A 16,898-nucleotide genomic window follows, 5' to 3' on the forward strand; every position below is an offset into this window, starting at 1 on the left:
GGATAAAAGCGAGTCTGAGTGAATTTCATGACTGAACGCAAAGCAGGTATCCGCCTGATACGGTTGAAAGGATTCTCATGAAAAAGATGCGGGATGTACCTCTTGTCGACCGGCCCAGAGAGGTCATTGCACGGAAAGGTGCATCGGCCCTCTCGGACACTGAGCTCATCGAGGCAATTATCGGCCGGGGGACGAAAAGCAGGGATGTCCGGGTGCTCTCAAAGGAGATCTGCGATCTCCTGGAAGAGCAGAAGCCGGCCATCCGGTACGATGATCTCAAGGCAATAGCCGGAGTCGGCCCCACAAAGGCGTCCCAGATCATGGCCTGTTTCGAACTGGGCCGGCGGTATTTTACCCCCGCGGGACCGGAGGTGAAGATCACAAAGCCCGAAGACGTCATCCCGCTCGTTGCACACCTCAGGGACAAGCGGCAGGAACACTTTGTCTGCATCACCTTGAACGGTGCAGGTGAAGTGCTCGGCAACCGGATCATCACGGTAGGTCTCCTCAACCACAGTCTCGTCCACCCGAGGGAAGTTTTTGCCGATGCCATCGTTGACCGGGCAGCCTCTATCATCTGCGTCCATAACCACCCGTCGGGCTCGCTTGAACCAAGTCCCCAGGACATCGCCATCACCACCCAGTTAAAAGAGGCCGGCCAGCTTGTCGGGATCCAGCTCATCGACCATATCATCGTGACGAGAACCGGGCACGTAAGCCTGCGGGAACGGGGACTCATCCCCTGACCAAGAATATTTTTGCTAACGTGAAATAAAGAGGCGGGAAGCCCGTATTTCAGGGACAGACGTCCATTGAGAGACTCCTGCCAAGAGCGAATCCCTTCTCGTACGCAGCATCCAGAAGATCGCAGCGCGTGCCGATATCCAGTATCCTGTCCATATCATTGATGAGGAGTTCGTCGCTGTACTGGCAGTCGATGATATCGAAGAACGTCCTGGTAGTGAGCTTGGCCCCGACAAAGACCTCCGGCACAGCCATACCGGAGATACAGATGAAGAGTCCTCTCCTCCACCCGATCCGGTCCTTGTCGACAAGCGGGGATTTTCGGAGATATTTTGCCATGTAAAAGACCTGGAACCGGTCCATAAAGGACTTGAGTTTCCCGGGAATGCCCATGGTCATCACCGGCGTTGCAACAATGATGCTGTCCGCAGTTCTGATCTTCCCGTACATCAGCTGCATATCGTCATCCATAATGCAGGTCTCGTGATCCCGGCAGAAGAACATCTCGTTGCAGGCCTCGAAATCAAGGTTCGTTACCAGGATCTCTTCGACCGTGCACCCGGCATCCTCTGCACCTTTGAGGGCCCGGCGCAGCAGGAGCGCCGTATTCCCTTCAGGAAGGGGACTGCCAAGGATTCCGATGACATTTGCCATAATACACCTTCAGGTAAAGACCCCTTATAGTTTTGCAACCGCAGAGGGGAGATGTTCACCCTCCTGCCGATGTGCAGCAACACAACCCATATATATCTTTCACGTGAATGAGAAGTTTGGTGAGTCGTTTGACCGAACAGAAAAACTACAGTGCAGGCGCCAAAGTCGGCCCGGGCAAATATGTGTGTATTGACTGCGGAAAGGAACTCACGCTGGACAAGAGCGAACAGGATCTCCGGAAGTGCCCGGCCTGCTCCTGCGAGGAGTACCAGTGCTTCCCGATGACCCACATCCGCCCGGACATCAAGACGCCCGAGGATGCCAAGCACCCGCCAAAACGCGGCAAGAGCTCCCAGTAATTCCTTATTTTTTTCAAGCAACGTACTGTTCGTGCGAATACTGGTGCCGGAAACAGGCAGACGGAAAATGAATAACTCCGGTTTTGTGGCGGGAACATTTTCCCACAGGGTAAAAAGATGGTGAACGTAGCAACGGAAGGGCAGGTCTTCAAGTGCGAGATCTGCGGAAACGTGGTGGTTGTCAAGGAAGCAGGCGGCGGCGAGCTGATCTGCTGTGGCGAACCCATGGTACTGGAGGAGTGATTTGTATGGCAGTAAAAAAACCAGCAGTAAAGAAAATACCGGCAAAGAAGCCGGATGTAAAGAAGTCGGATGTAAAGAAACCGGTCGCAAAGATGGCGGCAGAAAAGGATCTCAAGACCCTTGAGAAGAAGATCGGCAAGGTGCCGAAATTCTTCCGCGAGCTGACCACGAAGGAGCCCGAGATGTTCGAGCTCGTCATGCGCTTTGAGCAGCACATCTGGGATGACGGCAAGCTCTCGAAGAAGACCAAGAAGCTCATCGCGATTGCCATTGCGGCAGCCATGAGGGACCAGCACGCGGTCCGGGCCCAGCTGGCAGGGGCGGCGAACATCGGCGTGACCAAGGCCGAAGTTGAAGAGGCGCTCCGGGTCACATTCCTGCTCTCGGGGATGCCGGCCTACGTGTACGGCAAGGCCCAGCTCGACGAAGTGATGAAGTAGAGGAGAGGAGAACGGTATGGACGAAGGATCCGGAATCAGTTTTCCCGTCATCGGCGAACCTGCTCCCGATTTCGAGGCAGAGACCACGCATGGGCCCTTAAAACTTTCAGAGCTCAGGGGAAAGTGGGTGGTCCTCTTCTCCCATCCCGCCGATTTCACGCCGGTCTGCACAACAGAATTCCTGGCATTTGCCGCAATCCATGACGAGCTCAAGGCGCTCAACGTGCAGCTGGTCGGCCTCTCGGTGGACAGTGTCTCGGCACACCTGGCATGGGTGCATGCGATCAGGGAGAAGATGGGCGTTGCGATCCCCTTCCCGGTCATCGCCGACCTGAACATGAAGGTGGCAAAGAAGTACGGCATGATCCAGCCGGGCCAGAGCACGACCGCTGCGGTCCGCTGTGTCTTCTTCATCGACGACAAGGGGATCATGCGGGCCATGATCTACTATCCGCTCCAGAACGGGCGGTTCATGCCGGAGATCATCCGGCTCGTAAAAGCGCTCCAGACAACGGACAAGTTCAAGGTCTCGACACCGGCCAACTGGCAGCCGGGCGACAAGGTGGTTGTACCGGCGCCCAGGACCGCTGCCGAGATGGAGAAGCGGCCAGCCGAGGGGTACGAGTGCAAGGACTGGTACCTCTGTTTCAAAAAGATCTGATCGGGTAAGATCCCGATTCCCGTTTTTTCTTTTTTTATTGTCACAAAGGGTACCGGATCCTATCCAATCTTTTTTCACTCCGGATAACATAGGGAATGATAATGACGATAAAAGTCCTCGCCTTTGCCGGAAGCCCCCGCCGGCACGGCAACTCGGAGACCCTGCTCGACTGGGTGCTGGCAGCAATGGGTAAGGACCCGGACGTCTCCATCGAGAAGGTTGCCTTGACCGAGGCAAATATCAACCCCTGCCGGGGGTGCAATGCCTGCGAGAAGCTCAACAGGTGCATCCAGCGCGACGGCCTTGACATCTACCACGACAAGATCATCGAGGCCGACTGCATTGTCCTCTCCTCCCCGATCTTCTGCATGGGCCTTGCATCGCAGGTCAAGATGCTCGTTGACCGGGCGCAGGTATTCCGGTCACGGAAATACGTGCTCAGGCTTCCCGTTGTCCCACCGGAGCGGAAAGGAAAACGCTTAGGAGTATTCCTCGCAACTGCCGGGCAGACCTGGCCGCATGTCTTTGATGCGGCAGTCCCGTCAGTCAAGTGCTTTTACCATGTCATCGATATCCGGGACGCGGATATCAGCTACCTCATGATCAACGGGGTCGACGAGTCGGGAGCGATCGTCAGTCACCCGACAGCAAAAGCGGATGCGGAGAGACTGGCACAGAACGTTATCGCCGAACAGAAAAAACGGCTTGCTGCCTGAGGGAGATCATGACCGTCAACGTCCTCGGGATATCGGGAAGCCCGCACCGTCATGGCAACACTGAAACGCTGCTCGACAGTTTCCTCGAGGGCGCAAAAGCGGGCGGGGCATCGGTTGAGAAGGTTGTACTCAAGGATCTCACCTACTCCTCCTGTCGTGGATGCAATGCCTGCCACAAGAACGGAGTGTGTATTGTAAAGGACGATGCAATCGCCCTGTTCGATAAGATCCTGAACGCGGACTGCATCGCTGTGGCCTCGCCAATCTACACGATGGGGATCACCGCGGAACTCAAGGGGCTCATCGACCGGGGACAGTACCTCTGGGCCCGGAAATTCATCTTGAAGACGCTCTACTTTACCGACGATCACATCCGGCGCCACAAGGGGCTCTTTGTCTCAACGGCAGGGCAGAACTGGGACCATGTGTTTGACGGGGCGTTTCCGGCAATCACGGCCATCTTCAACGGTACCGGGTTCGAATACTACGACAACATCATTGCAAACAATATGGACGAGTACAAGGGCATCAAAAACCACCCTACGGCTCTTGCGGATGCGTTTGCCAAGGGAAAGAAAGTTGTCGGCGTGCTTATGGCGATGGAACCCGCCGGACCATGAGCGGGCAGGGACAAAACACTTTTTGCTTTTTTAAAAACGCCCCTGATCTCATTTCAGGTGGAAAAAAAAGGGATCAGATGAGTGACGCAAGGGTTGACGGATAGAACGAGAGCACGAGCGCTGCGAACGCGGCTACGATAAGGACGATGAAGACCGGCTTGTTCCAGGACCAGACCTTCTTCCCGTCAAGCACGCTGACCGGGAGCATGTTGAACGCTGCGATCATGGCATTGACCTGGAGGCCGATCATCCCTATCATGTAAAGGACATTGTCACCCAGGGACGGGCCCTGCCCGGCCACCATGAGGAGAACGGCGAACGGGATGCAGAGCACGAGGTTCACGAGGGGGCCGGAGGCTGAGATCTTCCCGTTCTCTTCCCGGCTGAGGCCACGGCCGTCAGCGCTGTTGCTGTAGATCACCGTTGCACCGGGTGCGGCAAATACAACGCCGACAAGTGCTGCAAGGGCGACTGCCACGACCAGCATGATGTTGTCCTTGCGGAACTCCGCCCAGTACCCGTATTTTATTGCAACAAACTTGTGGGCCATCTCGTGGAGGATGAACCCGATCCCGACCGTTAATAACGAGATCCCGACAAATGTCAGGGCAAGGATCGGGCTCGCCCGGCCGGCTTCCCGGAGAAAGATGATGGCAAAGGCAAAGGAGATCGCGACCCAGGCAACGAACAGGTCCGCCTCTTCGCGTCGTGTTATCCGTTCAAACATAAAACCACAGATCAGTTTGGGCGTTCTTTATTATCTGCCTTCGTGTCGGCACATCCGATGAGTATGTTTATAAAAAATCTCGGATATTGTACATGGTATGACGCTTGAGCAGGTCCGGGCAGATATTTCCCGGATCGATACGGAGATCATCCGCCTCATTGCAGAGCGGCAGGCGCTCGCTGAACAGGTTGCTCTGATCAAGGCGGAGACCGGTCTTCCCACCCACGATGCGGACCGGACGGCAGCGGTGCTCCGGTCGGTCTCAGCGCAGGCTGAAGCCTGCCGGATGGATCCTGCCCCGGTCAGGAAGATCTTCGAGACGCTGATTGCCATGAGCGAGGATCGCCAGCGGGAACTCCGGGAGAAGGGGAAGAGCCGGTAACGGTTCCGCAATTTTTTTTAATCTGGGCAAGGATCCTGCATTTCATTTTGTCGAAGGTTGTGACAATCAGATGACACTTCAGAGATGAATGACTCTCCCGGACAAACAAATTTCCAGTTTTTGATGTCGGTTCATCCCCACGCATGTGGGGAACTCACCGGATCGGCCCACCATTCAGCGGTGATGACCGGTTCATCCCCACGCATGTGGGGAACTCGCGGTGATTGACAAATACACGAGTCTCCTGGACGGTTCATCCCCACGCATGTGGGGAACTCCAGGTCAAAGCCGTGTGCCCCACTAGAGTTATCGGTTCATCCCCACGCATGTGGGGAACTCTTCAGGGTGAGATGCGGATACCGGTACTCGAACGGTTCATCCCCACGCATGTGGGGAACTCGATGCTGCCTGAGTACCATGCATTTGGTGCGACGGTTCATCCCCACGCATGTGGGGAACTCTTGTTGAACCGAAAATGAAACGTGAGGACGTACGGTTCATCCCCACGCATGTGGGGAACTCACATCTCTTAATACCCCCATGAAGGACATTTACGGTTCATCCCCACGCATGTGGGGAACTCTGCCAGATCCTATAGTTATAGCCGAACCCTGACGGTTCATCCCCACGCATGTGGGGAACTCGTTGCCCTTGGTAGTCTGGCAGACTATGTCGCCGGTTCATCCCCACGCATGTGGGGAACTCTGCCAATTTCGTAAAGGAATCGCTACAGGTTTCGGTTCATCCCCACGCATGTGGGGAACTCATTACCCGCGATGGGTTCGACGGCACAGTAGACGGTTCATCCCCACGCATGTGGGGAACTCTGTAGAAGAAGAGTGGGTAGTTAAGTGTGCGTCGGTTCATCCCCACGCATGTGGGGAACTCATTACGGGTTTGCCAGCAGATACCCCAGTTGCCGGTTCATCCCCACGCATGTGGGGAACTCGCCTTCTTCGCTGCAAGAATAAACGCCTGTTCCGGTTCATCCCCACGCATGTGGGGAACTCTTTTGTGCTGTATCTACTCTATGCTACACTAGCGGTTCATCCCCACGCATGTGGGGAACTCAGTAATCTCCTTTTTTTAGGGGGGAACTGTATCGGTTCATCCCCACGCATGTGGGGAACTCATATCTGAGCCCAGTCATCCTCAGATTCGTTACGGTTCATCCCCACGCATGTGGGGAACTCGCCGGTCGTAACCGAGCACGCCGGCAGTGTTACGGTTCATCCCCACGCATGTGGGGAACTCCGAATCCGGTTTACCGGCTCACGACCACGACACGGTTCATCCCCACGCATGTGGGGAACTCATATCAGAAGATTGGTGCCGGTTGGCGTTGTCCGGTTCATCCCCACGCATGTGGGGAACTCTACAGATATATTACCGTATCCTACAATCTCACCGGTTCATCCCCACGCATGTGGGGAACTCTCTTCATATTTTATATGAAAACTAGGAAGCCTACTTCCGAAGCAGGCTGCTATTCTCTCTTTTTGATGAGGTAGCTTGATAATAATCAGACTGTCGCATAGACTCCTCACAAGGAAGATCAGAAAAATCTCCCAGATAACCAATCAACGTTCCTGAATAATTAATTTCTCTGCATTGGCACGATCTGGTTTCTGGGGGATAAACGAAATGAGCTGAACACCTTCAAAATCAACAGGAACGCGGCGGTTAGTGCCGATTGTAACAAAATCATAACCAGCCTCATTGTTCGTCCCCCACGCCATTATTGCGGTCCCATCCTCAATCCCATCGATGATTTGTATCCACAGCATCTCACGGCCTTTTTGCGAAAAGTCACCGATATACACACCTGCATGGACTTCAAGGAGCCAGACAGCAAGTCGGCCCCGCAAACGTGCCGGTGCATTCTCAAGTACGATGACCAGCATCACCAAGCCCCCTCTCTTCCGGAATAGCCGGAGGCAGACAATCTTCCGGAGTTTCAGGAACCGGGAGTCCACCTGAACTCAGGATTTCTTCAATAGTGGGGATAATCGTCTTCAATAGCCGGGTTTCCCGGAACTGATCCCGACAGGCAATTCTCACTGCCCGCTCCGGATCAACCGGGTTCTGTGCAGCGATACGAAATGCAGCCGGCACTACCGTCTCGAACTTGAACAGATCCGCGATATCGTAAACAAACGATTGCGGTTTACCTGAGTGAATGAAGCCGATAGCGGGGGCGTATCCCGCTGCAAGGATCGCTGCCTCGGAAATCCCATAGAGGCATGAAGTTGCAGAACTCAGGCACCGATTAGGCAGATCTCCACTCCCCCACTGAGTATGATCGTACTGCCGCCCTGACCATTTCACCCCGTATCGTTGAGCCATCTGAACGTACATCTCCCTCACTCGTGAACCCTCCATTCCCCGGAGTTGTTCAACAGAATAATGTGATGGCACCGGTTTTTTGAACCGGAACTCATACATCTTCCGGACCACCTTTAACCGTGCCTCTTCATTGAGAGCAAGTTTTGCCTGGTAGAGCAGGCGATCTGCCCGTGCACCACCAGGTTGTCCCGCAGCATAGAGCCGGACTCCCGCTTCCCCAATCCAGACAAGCAAACACCCTACACGGGATGCGAGAACCACTGCTGCGTGAGAGACCCGGGTGCCGGGTTCGAGCATAAGGCAGGCAACGCTCCCGATAGGAATTTGCGTACGGACACCATTTTTATCAACAAGTACAAACGCCCCGTCAAGAACATCGAGCTCCCCCCTCTCAAGAAAAACAAGGGAGATCCGTTCCTTGATCGCGATCGGTTTCAATGGTGGGAGCATAAGAAAAGTCACCGTGCGGGTCGGACCATCAATAACCCACAGCCAAATCCTTTCGCCGGCCCCAATCCACGAAAAAGTGCGGGAACAAACAAATCCGGATCAGTAACCGTCAATAGGCCGGTAAATTCTATCGTGCTTAACGTGATCGGATGTTTTCCCTTGGGTTTGACAAACCGGTGCTGGGTGTACCCGTCAGCACGCACTTCGCCTTCGCGGAGAGAGAAACCATTTGATTCTCCCTTCATCGCAAGCCAGACAAATCCAGCCTGCTGAACGATCTCAGGTTCCGGGGGATACGGTTCCTGTCGCTGCTTCAAGAGAGTTTTGGCCTCCATGACCACATCATGGCGGTGCTGTTTCTTCTGGTCGTCGCGTTTTGTCTGGATCGGGTTGGCCCGCAGCATGAATGCCAATCTCTGATCTTTTTTTATCACCGGAGCATAGGGTTTTGTCTCAACGTGCCAGACTCCGCAGCGGTTGTTGGGTTCCCGTGCCGAGATACAGTAGAATGCCGGCAATCCATCGACCATATCCTGCCGGTAGATAAAATCACGATTCCGCTCAGGCCCATCGGAAAAGAGATCCCAGACCAGCGAATGAAGTTTGTATGCTCCCCCGATGTGGTTCCAGAACTCTTTCCCAAATGCCGCATCGCTTTGGAGTTTTACCCTGCTGATAAACACGAGTCAACCTCCCGCAGGTTTTCTAATCATCGCGGAGTGCTCCGTCCGGTTCCCAAACTGCCAGCGTCGCCGGCTCAGCGGATCGTCCCGGCGCTGGAAAGTGTGAACTCTGGTAAATCCCACATCTGCATCCCCCTCCCAGAATACCCTGGCATCGCCGTTGGATTCGAGCGGGAAAAGAAATGGAGCATCGTTAAATTGAACAGAGGACAGTGCAGCTGCAATGGATTCTGATGGGATTATCTGTGGCTGAAGGGGAAGTGAGAGCGGGCACGACTTTCTCCCAAGGTAGAGAGTAAACACGGGTTTTTCCAGATGCTCTTTTAGAGCGGTGAGGGGATAGGGGGGAGATGCAGTCCGGCTCCATAAACAGATGGAATAGATAGCATCACACCGGTAATCCCTCGACGAAAGAATTGTATTGAGAACATCTTTGGGAACAGAAAGCTCTGCTTTTCTCGTGGGAAATATCATTTTCTTCCGGTCGATTATGGATGGCGGTACCTGCGCTGTATGATAATCCCTCATAAGAATACCCGGTGCGTCGATCCGGACTGCCATCAGATAACCGGCGGCAAGTTCCTGTAACCGCTCCTCTTCATCGCGACGGATTCCGAGAGCTGCTGCCACCATTCCCATAATGGCAGATTTGGAGGGGCGATCATACGATGGCCTGAATTCACCGACTGCAATATCTCCCCAGGACGCCATCGTGCCGTAGATGCGGAAGATGAGGTATTCGTTCATGGTGATCGGCAGCAGAATTCCAGTATTTTATTCAGCGAACCCTCGCCGGCATGAACGTCCATCACTTCTTGTTCCTCACAACATTTTCCATAAACGGCATCCATTTTTTTGCGGGTATCATTCAGGGATGTGATGGCAGCACCAAGAAGATCTTTTGAATCCCGGACTGCCCCAAGATACGCAACCGATAAGGAGCGGGGCTGTTGTGATCCCTTTTCTGCGAGGAGATACGAGGCATATGCCCGGGATGCAAAGGAATTTTGTTTACCGGTCGGTGCGACTTTTGTCGCTGCCTCAACGAGCGCTTTTATGGCAGCACTGGCAAGTTCTGCATTACTTCCTAGATTCTTTTCGAGGAGGGTTTTGTCGATGCAGACATAGGTATAGAAAAGACCTGAGGCAAACTCGGTCTCACCCAGGTGTGCAGCGCCTGCGTCATCATCACCTTTGTTCAGATCATCCACGGCAGTGAAATAATCATCTTCGACTGCAACTTCATGGACGGTTATTGCATGAGCTACCTGTACAGCAGCTTCCACGTTATACTTCGTCGCGTTGGCGAGCATCCGTCCAAACATGGCAACATCCACGGAAGAAAGATCCTCTTTCAATAAGCTCGATAATTCCTGAGGATTTGGTGCCCGGTTTTCCTTGATGAGTGTGGTGATAAGCGACTGGATTGCAAAAATTTCATTATTGGAGTAAAAGACCAGTTGTTCCCCTTTCAGGGAATCTTTATTGATATTGCTTTTTTTATCTTCTTTTTTTGTTCCTTTCTTCTCTTCTTCCGTATCATCCGTTGAACTTCCTTCTGTTTTTTTATTATCGGACTTGGACAGTTTATCGACAAAAGCTGATGCAATTTTCAATGCCCATTCATTCGCATTTTTCTCACCAATGATTGTTGCAGACTTAGGCTCGGTATTTTTTCCTTGCAGTAATTGGATTAATGGCAAGCCACTCGTGAGAGCTTCTTTGACTTTCGAACCCATCTCCTTGGTTCGGATACCGATATGCCCCTCAAGACCCTGCTCGAAAATATCCGATGTCCTCCATGCTCGCTTCAGGCTCTGCGATGAGATACGCAGGCGCTGGGTTCCCCCCATAACAGCAGTTTTTGGCCGTCCGAGATCATCGCGGTTGAGGTTCGACGGGGGATACGATACAAGCATATGCAGCTGAATAAAGTCACTCATAGTAATTTCACTCCTTACTTCTCCTCACTTGGAGCATGTTCATAATAGGCAAACGCCCATTCTTTCTTCGTCCGCTCATTCCACCAGTAAATGCCATTGGCGAGGGAGGGAATATCCACGGCGCCGCCAAGCATGCGTACAACCCTGATAATCGTCTCATACAATTTATCCTGGTCATCGATTGCCAACAAGCGGCGGAATCGATGGCTGTTGATCTTTGCTTTTTTTGCATCAGCAGAATCAGTCCCGGCCATCTGAATAGGAAATGACCCGGATGTATACGATTTTACATGAGAGAGAACGCCGGCAACGAGTGCGAGATCCTCATCCTTTACGGACCCCTGTTTCATCATCGCAATTCGCAGGCGATGGTAAGCAGGTGTGAATGCAACGTTCAGCGGGGAATGGCATCTCCGCAGTTCGGCACGATCACCCCGCGAGGTATCAAGCGCTTTCCACCAGGTTATCAGAATCTCACGGGTTTCCGGCTGAGTAAATGTCAGATAGTGTTTTTGTTCCATGGAGGTACCTCGGAATTAGGTCTTCTTTTTTTGTTTGTCCTTCGTTTTGAGGTCACGCGATTTTTCAAGTTTCGGTAAATCGAGCATCAATAATTCAATAATTTTTTTATTATTAGCGGAGGAAAACACCCTGAAATCCCTCCGTGCAAGAGCAATTCGTTTTGGATCGACAACAGAAATCAGACTGGATTGGGAGTATTGGTCAAACAGGTGTTCTCCCTCGTTGGATAATATTGCAAGCCAGCGCAGTTTCAGTTCCTGAACCGTCTGTTTGGTTTGGAGCGCGATTTTGAGATCGTTGAGTGTCTCGTAAAACCTGGGTTCGGTATCCTGCCAGAACCGGGAATCAATCGACTCGAAAAGTGATTTATCCAAAGAGATTTCTGCTTTTGGACTGAACAACGCCTTTTTCACGCAGGTTCGGACATTTGACGCGATCAGGCTTGCAGTTTTGATCATCTGACTGACAACAAGCTCATATTCGGGCCTGACATCAGGTTCCAGATGAATGAGCGGCATGGTGCCTTCATACCAGCCGCAGGCTTTCATATTGTTCATATCGTAACCAAACGCCCAGAGCCGGAAGGGAATCTCATTTTTTCCTGAAAGTGCATCCTGACGTTCCTGCCGGAAGGTATGGACAACAACTGCGGGTTCGGTCCGGTATTTTTTTTCACCGGCATTTTGGACAAGGCCAAGCCAGTTCCGGTACGAAATCCCACCAGACTGCCCATGTTTTGGCAGGTACTCCCCGGTTTTCTCATCAATAGAATATGGGGTTAGGGGATGGCGCCAGCCTCCTTTGTAATTGATACCGTAACTTTTATCGAGATATTGTGCTACATAACGTGAGTCTGAACGATTGCAGAGATCGCATGGTTTCTTTTCCGGACGGTTCTCAAATCCAAGCCGGATCCTTCGTGGCATTCCCCAGAACAACTGGACGGGATGGACATGCTGCGATGTAGTATCATGACCACTTTTCTCGCTCGTGCGGGTTGGTCCCATCCAGGGAAACAGATCGGGGTCTGTGTTCTTGGCTGCATTTCCATATCGAAAGAACTCATCCGTTGTAAGGACATTCAACCAGATGGTTTCCCATAACGTCCTCCCAATCACAATTGTTGTGAGCGGCCCTCCTCCACGAACCGATGTTCGATGACCTCTTCCACCAGATGGAGCATTTGTCTGCAATGTGAGCAATGCCGTCGCACAACATGAGATACAGATCTGCTTTACCGTATCCCGCTTCAGGAAATGATCCGTATTTTTGTCAAGGGTTTGTGCCCCGGGCATCTCCATGAGCAGATGATCGATCTGGTTTGATTCTCCTTCTTTTTCGGAAAGATCCAGATCCTGCATGAACCTCGGCCCGTCACCATCCAGATTAAAGGCATGGGCATAATGTCCAAACGCAGATTGCAACTCCTCGGAGGTTGGAGGTTTGCTAAACTTTTTCCTCCACTCGGACTCCGTAGCAGGAGGACATGTTGTCTGCACAAGTCCGATCAGGAACTGTACCAAAGCACCGTTAAAATCGGGACGGGGTGCATCCAAGTCAAGAACCGGATCCTCTGAATATTTTTCCACAATCCCTGCCGGAGCAATAGATTCACGCGTGCCGGTTTGCCGGATAACAGGGATCCATGATTCTTGGATGAGATTGAACATGCAATCATCCCGCATTCAAATTGCGGGGTATTAAAGAAACGGCCAGGACATTAGCAAGAAAGTAAGAATATTTTTGCGTTAATAAAATTGATTCCATTCGTTAGGATTACTTTAGGAGCCCTTAACAATTACGTTTTGTTCGTGAGAAGTCCAGTATAGGAATCATACCAGACAGATACAACTTTGTTGTTCCTATCAAGACATCTCCCCTGCCATGCATCATTCTTCCATTCAAGCGGAACGAGGATTCGCCATTTCCCCTTGTCAGCCAGTCCGGTTTTAAATGCATCAAGACACACTGCCAGCTCTCCCGTGTACGGGAATTCTTTCGAGATCTTGTTGTCTGAAATACTCACTTGGCTGAATTCTTCAGAAAACATTGGATCCGGTGAAAAGAAATGCAGATTCGAATTTTCCCACTTCAACAGAAGAATCGTAACCCGGGCTCCGAGCCTCGTTGGTGTCCTTGCGTCATCCTGCCACGGATTCGGGGTATGAGCGTATCCGCCATTCAGGTGCAGGACATTCAACTGGGCTATTGCACCATCCGCCATTCTCTTGCCTTCCGCTTTTATTTCCTGCTCAATCAGCGTTTCCGGGATCTGTCGTTGTGCCTCCGGCCCGAAGGTGCCTTCTATCAACAATCGTGCATCATCTGGCATAGTAATTTTTTTTCGATCGGAAAGGAGCCGGACGGTGAGCCAGAGCTGACCATGACTCGGGTATACGAACTGGCCCTTCGGGAACATTGCTGAATACCAGTCAGAGTCAGGATTGTCTAAAACCGGAGGACTCATAACTGCAAGTCTAGGTACGCCTCGATTCCCGCGTTTAGCCGGATCATTATGCCGGTGCAATCTTCCGACTCTCTGGATGATCAGGTCCATCGGGGCAAGATCGGTTACCATGAAATCAAAATCAAGATCAAGGGATTGTTCAACTACCTGAGTGGCGACAAGGATTTTCCCGTTACGGATATCCGGAGTGCTGTCTTTCCCGAATAATTTCAGCACCTCGTTTTCTTTTTCAATTCGGTCTCCCATCGTGAAACGGGCATGGAATAGAAGAACATGTTCAGCCCCGAATTTCTCGGAAAGGGTCCGATATGTTTCGATTGCATCATCAACAGTGTTATTGATCCAGCAGGCACAATGCCCGTCATCAATGATGTGACTCAGTTCACGGATTTCCCGCCCCTTATCATCCGTGCATTCAACCTCGATGGTCCGATGAGTCATCTCGCAAATCTGAATTGGACACTCTGTCGGTTCTTTTGTCTGGGCAGTCACCCGAGTGACAAGCGGGTAGTGGGATTCCCTGACCTGAGAACAGTCAAATCCTAAACCGGAAGAGTACGCAGAGAGGAGAGCCTGTCGCTGTGCCATCGGAAGTGTGGCAGAAATAAGAATGACACTGCCACCCAGCGCTGCCTGAAATTCAAGAAGGCTGATTAATATGCGCTCCACGTACGGATCGAAGGCATGAACTTCATCTACGATCAGAATATTTCTCGACAAACCGAGAATTCTCAGGGACTGGTGATGCAACGGCAGGACCGCCATCAGCGCCTGATCAATAGTCCCGACGCCAACCTGTGCAAGCAGTGCTTTTTTCCGGTTATCCGCGAGCCATGCAGTACAATAGGCAGATGCCGGCACCTCACCGCCGACCACCTGCTCGTTTCCGTGATTATTATACACAATCGACTGCCGGAATTTTTCAGACAGATGCCTGCCGCCATGCGCCAGAATGATAGAGGGGTGGGAATCAGGAGAGAATAACCGCTCATACGCTTTTCCCATTCGATCGTACATCGCATTTGCCGTTGCCATTGTTGGCAGCCCGAAGTACATTCCCTCGCCAAGCCCCAGTGCCATGAGGCGATGCGCCAGTACAAGGGCAGCCTCTGTCTTTCCACTCCCGGTCGCTTCTTCAATAATGAACATCTGGGGAAGGGGGGGTAATTCACAGGTCTCGGCAAAGGACTGGAGAGGGGTCGGTGTTGAAATTTCCGGGAAAAGTACATTCATCCCAATTTCGGTTGAGGCGGTTCCCGGGAGTAGACCAAAATTACGAATTGCTTTTTCTGCGTTTGGGACGGCATACTCATTCCAGTATTTTTCAGGAGGCATCGGTGCTGAGCAATGGGGAAATTGATAATTGTTCGATCCGATCCAATCGCACATAACCGCAAAACCGGCAAGCAACCAGGATTTCCTGCTGAATGCTAAAAGATCCTTTTCAGAAAACGTGTTGTTCGCACTCATTCTGCTCATCAGGAACATCCGTGAGCATACTTCCGTGAATAGCATTGCCGATTCCCGGTCTCCTTCTTCAAAAAGTGTAGATAGGGGGGCATCGGTTTTTTCCGGAGGTGTGCCATGATGGCCGGCCACTGCAAAAAACCACGGATTCCAGACATCCTTCCAGTCCGCGCTGTCATCATCCGGGTTCAGATAAAACCAGTTCGCCACCCATATTTTCTTCCAGATCTCTTTGTCAAAGAGGAGGCGCCCCATTTCGGTATGGCGAACCGTATACTGACGGTTGCTTGTATGACCCCGCAATTCCTGCATCAGATCGGGCTTGAGATTTTGGAACCGGTCAGAAAATTTTCCGAGATCGTGAAGTGCGAGAAGAAAGGATATTATTCCGATGAATAATTGTTCACGATCAGGTTCAGCGGCATGGAATCCATCCGGAATAATTTTCTGTAATAACCGGGGATCCCTCAATAATATTTGATGCCCAACTGCTGCCACATCAAGACAATGGTACACAAGCAGATGGTACGGATGAGGGTCGGTTCCATCAGGATTGGATCCCGTCTTTCCCCAGTAGTGAAAATATTTTTCTGAATTGTCAGTCACGATTCCTCAGCCGAATACACCCTACATTCTCCTGCAACACGAAAAGGGTTTCATTTTATCATGCAATCTAATTGCATCGCGAAAGTAAAATCGCTATATATCCCCACCCCCCGGAAATCCGATCCCAAAAACAGGGGTTCCTTTCGTTTTGCCCTACTCCAGCCTGATCGCAAGCGAGAGCGGCCAGCCAATTGAGCCTAATTGCGCACATTTGGCTCTTCGACGTTATTTTTTCGAATCGGGGCTCTTTTTGAGGAGATTAAAATGAATTTACATCCATTTTCCGTGAATTCCGCACAGTTCCCGGTCCCGGGTAAGATGCGCTCATGGCAAATACGTCAAAAATGGCCCCTGTTTGCCAAAAGGAGCCTGATTTGAAAAACGGACCGTGGCCCTTTTGCGATACTTCCAAGCAATATCTCCACCGACGAAAGACCCCCGGGCCGGAGGGCATTAGGTGGAATTACCAGGGGGTTTGCCCGGAGGAGGGCTCATATGTTACCATCAGCTGTTTCAATCCTTGTTCTCTTGGATGAATGCAGGGCAAGCCGCAACACTCGTACCGGGAGAAAAACCGGAAAAACAAAAATCTCCGGGCAAAAAGGCATCCACATCCCATCCGCCGGGAAATGGCATGTTCAGGAGCGTGCAGCACGGAGCCATCGATACCATCTTCCCGTGCCATTCTGCCCAACCGACCGGGTCAGACCGGATTGTTAGAAAATACAAAAAATGTCTTACAACCGACCTTTCGCAGTAACATATCCGAGTTTTGAATAAAGTAATACTTAGAAATATATCTTAGTACAGCGATAATCAAAATGTGCCAGACATAACCGGATTAACCTCGCAGAATTTCACATCGAAG

18 protein-coding genes, 1 pseudogene and 1 CRISPR repeat array are annotated in these 16,898 nt (G+C 51.7%); of the genes and pseudogenes, 8 read left to right on the forward strand and 11 right to left on the reverse strand.

The window, feature by feature from the left end; translation table 11 throughout:
- Window positions 1–77 precede the first annotated feature (77 nt).
- Window positions 78–746, forward strand: coding sequence for a DNA repair protein RadC (gene radC, locus WC598_RS13015; RefSeq protein WP_372961936.1), 669 nt, complete (start codon window positions 78–80; stop codon window positions 744–746).
- A gap of 49 nt (window positions 747–795) precedes the next feature.
- Here the strand turns inward: radC and WC598_RS13020 are convergent, their stop codons facing one another.
- Complete coding sequence (locus tag WC598_RS13020; RefSeq protein ID WP_372961937.1) at window positions 796–1,398, reverse strand: flavodoxin family protein; 603 nt, start codon at window positions 1,396–1,398, stop codon at window positions 796–798.
- Window positions 1,399–1,505: 107 nt separating this feature from the next.
- Here WC598_RS13020 and WC598_RS13025 point away from each other — a divergent pair, with 107 nt between their 5' ends.
- The 6 genes from WC598_RS13025 to WC598_RS13050 all read left to right on the forward strand — a co-directional run bounded on the left by WC598_RS13025 (window position 1,506) and on the right by WC598_RS13050 (window position 4,437).
- Window positions 1,506–1,757, forward strand: a complete 252-nt coding sequence (locus WC598_RS13025; RefSeq protein ID WP_372961938.1) for a hypothetical protein — start codon at window positions 1,506–1,508, stop codon at window positions 1,755–1,757.
- Window positions 1,758–1,874: 117 nt separating this feature from the next.
- Window positions 1,875–2,000, forward strand: a complete 126-nt coding sequence (locus WC598_RS13030; RefSeq protein WP_372961939.1) for a desulfoferrodoxin FeS4 iron-binding domain-containing protein — start codon at window positions 1,875–1,877, stop codon at window positions 1,998–2,000.
- Window positions 2,001–2,005: 5 nt separating this feature from the next.
- The gene (locus WC598_RS13035) at window positions 2,006–2,440 is read left to right on the forward strand and encodes a carboxymuconolactone decarboxylase family protein (protein ID WP_372961940.1); all 435 of its coding nucleotides are present in this window, start codon (window positions 2,006–2,008) and stop codon (window positions 2,438–2,440) included.
- Window positions 2,441–2,456: 16 nt separating this feature from the next.
- Window positions 2,457–3,101: a peroxiredoxin gene (locus WC598_RS13040; protein WP_372961941.1), complete on the forward strand. Its 645-nt coding sequence runs from the start codon at window positions 2,457–2,459 to the stop codon at window positions 3,099–3,101.
- A 101-nt stretch (window positions 3,102–3,202) separates the two neighbouring features.
- Complete coding sequence (locus WC598_RS13045; protein ID WP_372961942.1) at window positions 3,203–3,817, forward strand: flavodoxin family protein; 615 nt, start codon at window positions 3,203–3,205, stop codon at window positions 3,815–3,817.
- 8 nt (window positions 3,818–3,825) lie between these two features.
- Complete coding sequence (locus WC598_RS13050) at window positions 3,826–4,437, forward strand: flavodoxin family protein (RefSeq protein WP_372961943.1); 612 nt, start codon at window positions 3,826–3,828, stop codon at window positions 4,435–4,437.
- 73 nt (window positions 4,438–4,510) lie between these two features.
- Here WC598_RS13050 and WC598_RS13055 read toward each other — a convergent pair whose 3' ends face one another.
- On the reverse strand, window positions 4,511–5,164 hold the full coding sequence (locus WC598_RS13055) for a peptidase M50 (RefSeq protein ID WP_372961944.1): 654 nt from the start codon (window positions 5,162–5,164) through the stop codon (window positions 4,511–4,513).
- Window positions 5,165–5,261: 97 nt separating this feature from the next.
- Between WC598_RS13055 and WC598_RS13060 the strand changes: the two genes are divergently transcribed.
- Complete coding sequence (locus WC598_RS13060; RefSeq protein WP_372961945.1) at window positions 5,262–5,546, forward strand: chorismate mutase; 285 nt, start codon at window positions 5,262–5,264, stop codon at window positions 5,544–5,546.
- A 127-nt stretch (window positions 5,547–5,673) separates the two neighbouring features.
- A CRISPR array of direct repeats spans window positions 5,674–6,983; the repeat unit is 29 nt; unit sequence CGGTTCATCCCCACGCATGTGGGGAACTC.
- A 143-nt stretch (window positions 6,984–7,126) separates the two neighbouring features.
- On the opposite strand, the gene cas2e is transcribed toward WC598_RS13060, so the two are convergent.
- From cas2e to WC598_RS13105, 9 genes and pseudogenes are all read right to left on the reverse strand, one after another.
- Window positions 7,127–7,450: a type I-E CRISPR-associated endoribonuclease Cas2e gene (gene cas2e, locus WC598_RS13065; RefSeq protein ID WP_372961946.1), complete on the reverse strand. Its 324-nt coding sequence runs from the start codon at window positions 7,448–7,450 to the stop codon at window positions 7,127–7,129.
- Window positions 7,431–8,342 (reverse strand): type I-E CRISPR-associated endonuclease Cas1e, encoded by a 912-nt coding sequence (gene cas1e / locus WC598_RS13070; RefSeq protein WP_372961947.1) that lies wholly within the window; start codon window positions 8,340–8,342, stop codon window positions 7,431–7,433. The genes cas2e and cas1e overlap by 20 nt, the downstream gene beginning before the upstream one ends.
- An 8-nt stretch (window positions 8,343–8,350) precedes the next feature.
- Window positions 8,351–9,025 carry a type I-E CRISPR-associated protein Cas6/Cse3/CasE gene (cas6e, locus tag WC598_RS13075; RefSeq protein ID WP_372961948.1) on the reverse strand — a complete coding sequence of 225 codons (675 nt, stop codon included), beginning with the start codon at window positions 9,023–9,025 and terminating at the stop codon, window positions 8,351–8,353.
- A 3-nt stretch (window positions 9,026–9,028) separates the two neighbouring features.
- Window positions 9,029–9,772, reverse strand: a complete 744-nt coding sequence (gene cas5e, locus WC598_RS13080; RefSeq protein ID WP_372961949.1) for a type I-E CRISPR-associated protein Cas5/CasD — start codon at window positions 9,770–9,772, stop codon at window positions 9,029–9,031.
- The gene (gene cas7e, locus WC598_RS13085) at window positions 9,769–10,968 is read right to left on the reverse strand and encodes a type I-E CRISPR-associated protein Cas7/Cse4/CasC (RefSeq protein ID WP_372961950.1); all 1,200 of its coding nucleotides are present in this window, start codon (window positions 10,966–10,968) and stop codon (window positions 9,769–9,771) included. Before cas7e ends, cas5e begins: the two co-directional genes overlap by 4 nt.
- 14 nt (window positions 10,969–10,982) lie before the next feature.
- Complete coding sequence (gene casB / locus WC598_RS13090; RefSeq protein WP_372961951.1) at window positions 10,983–11,489, reverse strand: type I-E CRISPR-associated protein Cse2/CasB; 507 nt, start codon at window positions 11,487–11,489, stop codon at window positions 10,983–10,985.
- Between the two features lie 15 nt (window positions 11,490–11,504).
- Window positions 11,505–13,160 carry a type I-E CRISPR-associated protein Cse1/CasA gene (casA, locus tag WC598_RS13095; RefSeq protein WP_372961952.1) on the reverse strand — a complete coding sequence of 552 codons (1,656 nt, stop codon included), beginning with the start codon at window positions 13,158–13,160 and terminating at the stop codon, window positions 11,505–11,507.
- A 128-nt stretch (window positions 13,161–13,288) separates the two neighbouring features.
- Window positions 13,289–15,190, reverse strand: coding sequence for a CRISPR-associated helicase Cas3' (cas3, locus tag WC598_RS13100; protein WP_372961954.1), 1,902 nt, complete (start codon window positions 15,188–15,190; stop codon window positions 13,289–13,291).
- Window positions 15,191–15,370: 180 nt separating this feature from the next.
- Window positions 15,371–16,030, reverse strand: a pseudogene (locus tag WC598_RS13105) (CRISPR-associated endonuclease Cas3''); the annotation flags it as partial.
- Window positions 16,031–16,898 lie beyond the last annotated feature (868 nt).

Origin of the sequence: Methanoregula sp. (assembly GCF_041645475.1) — an archaeon.
Classification (GTDB): domain Archaea; phylum Halobacteriota; class Methanomicrobia; order Methanomicrobiales; family Methanospirillaceae; genus Methanoregula.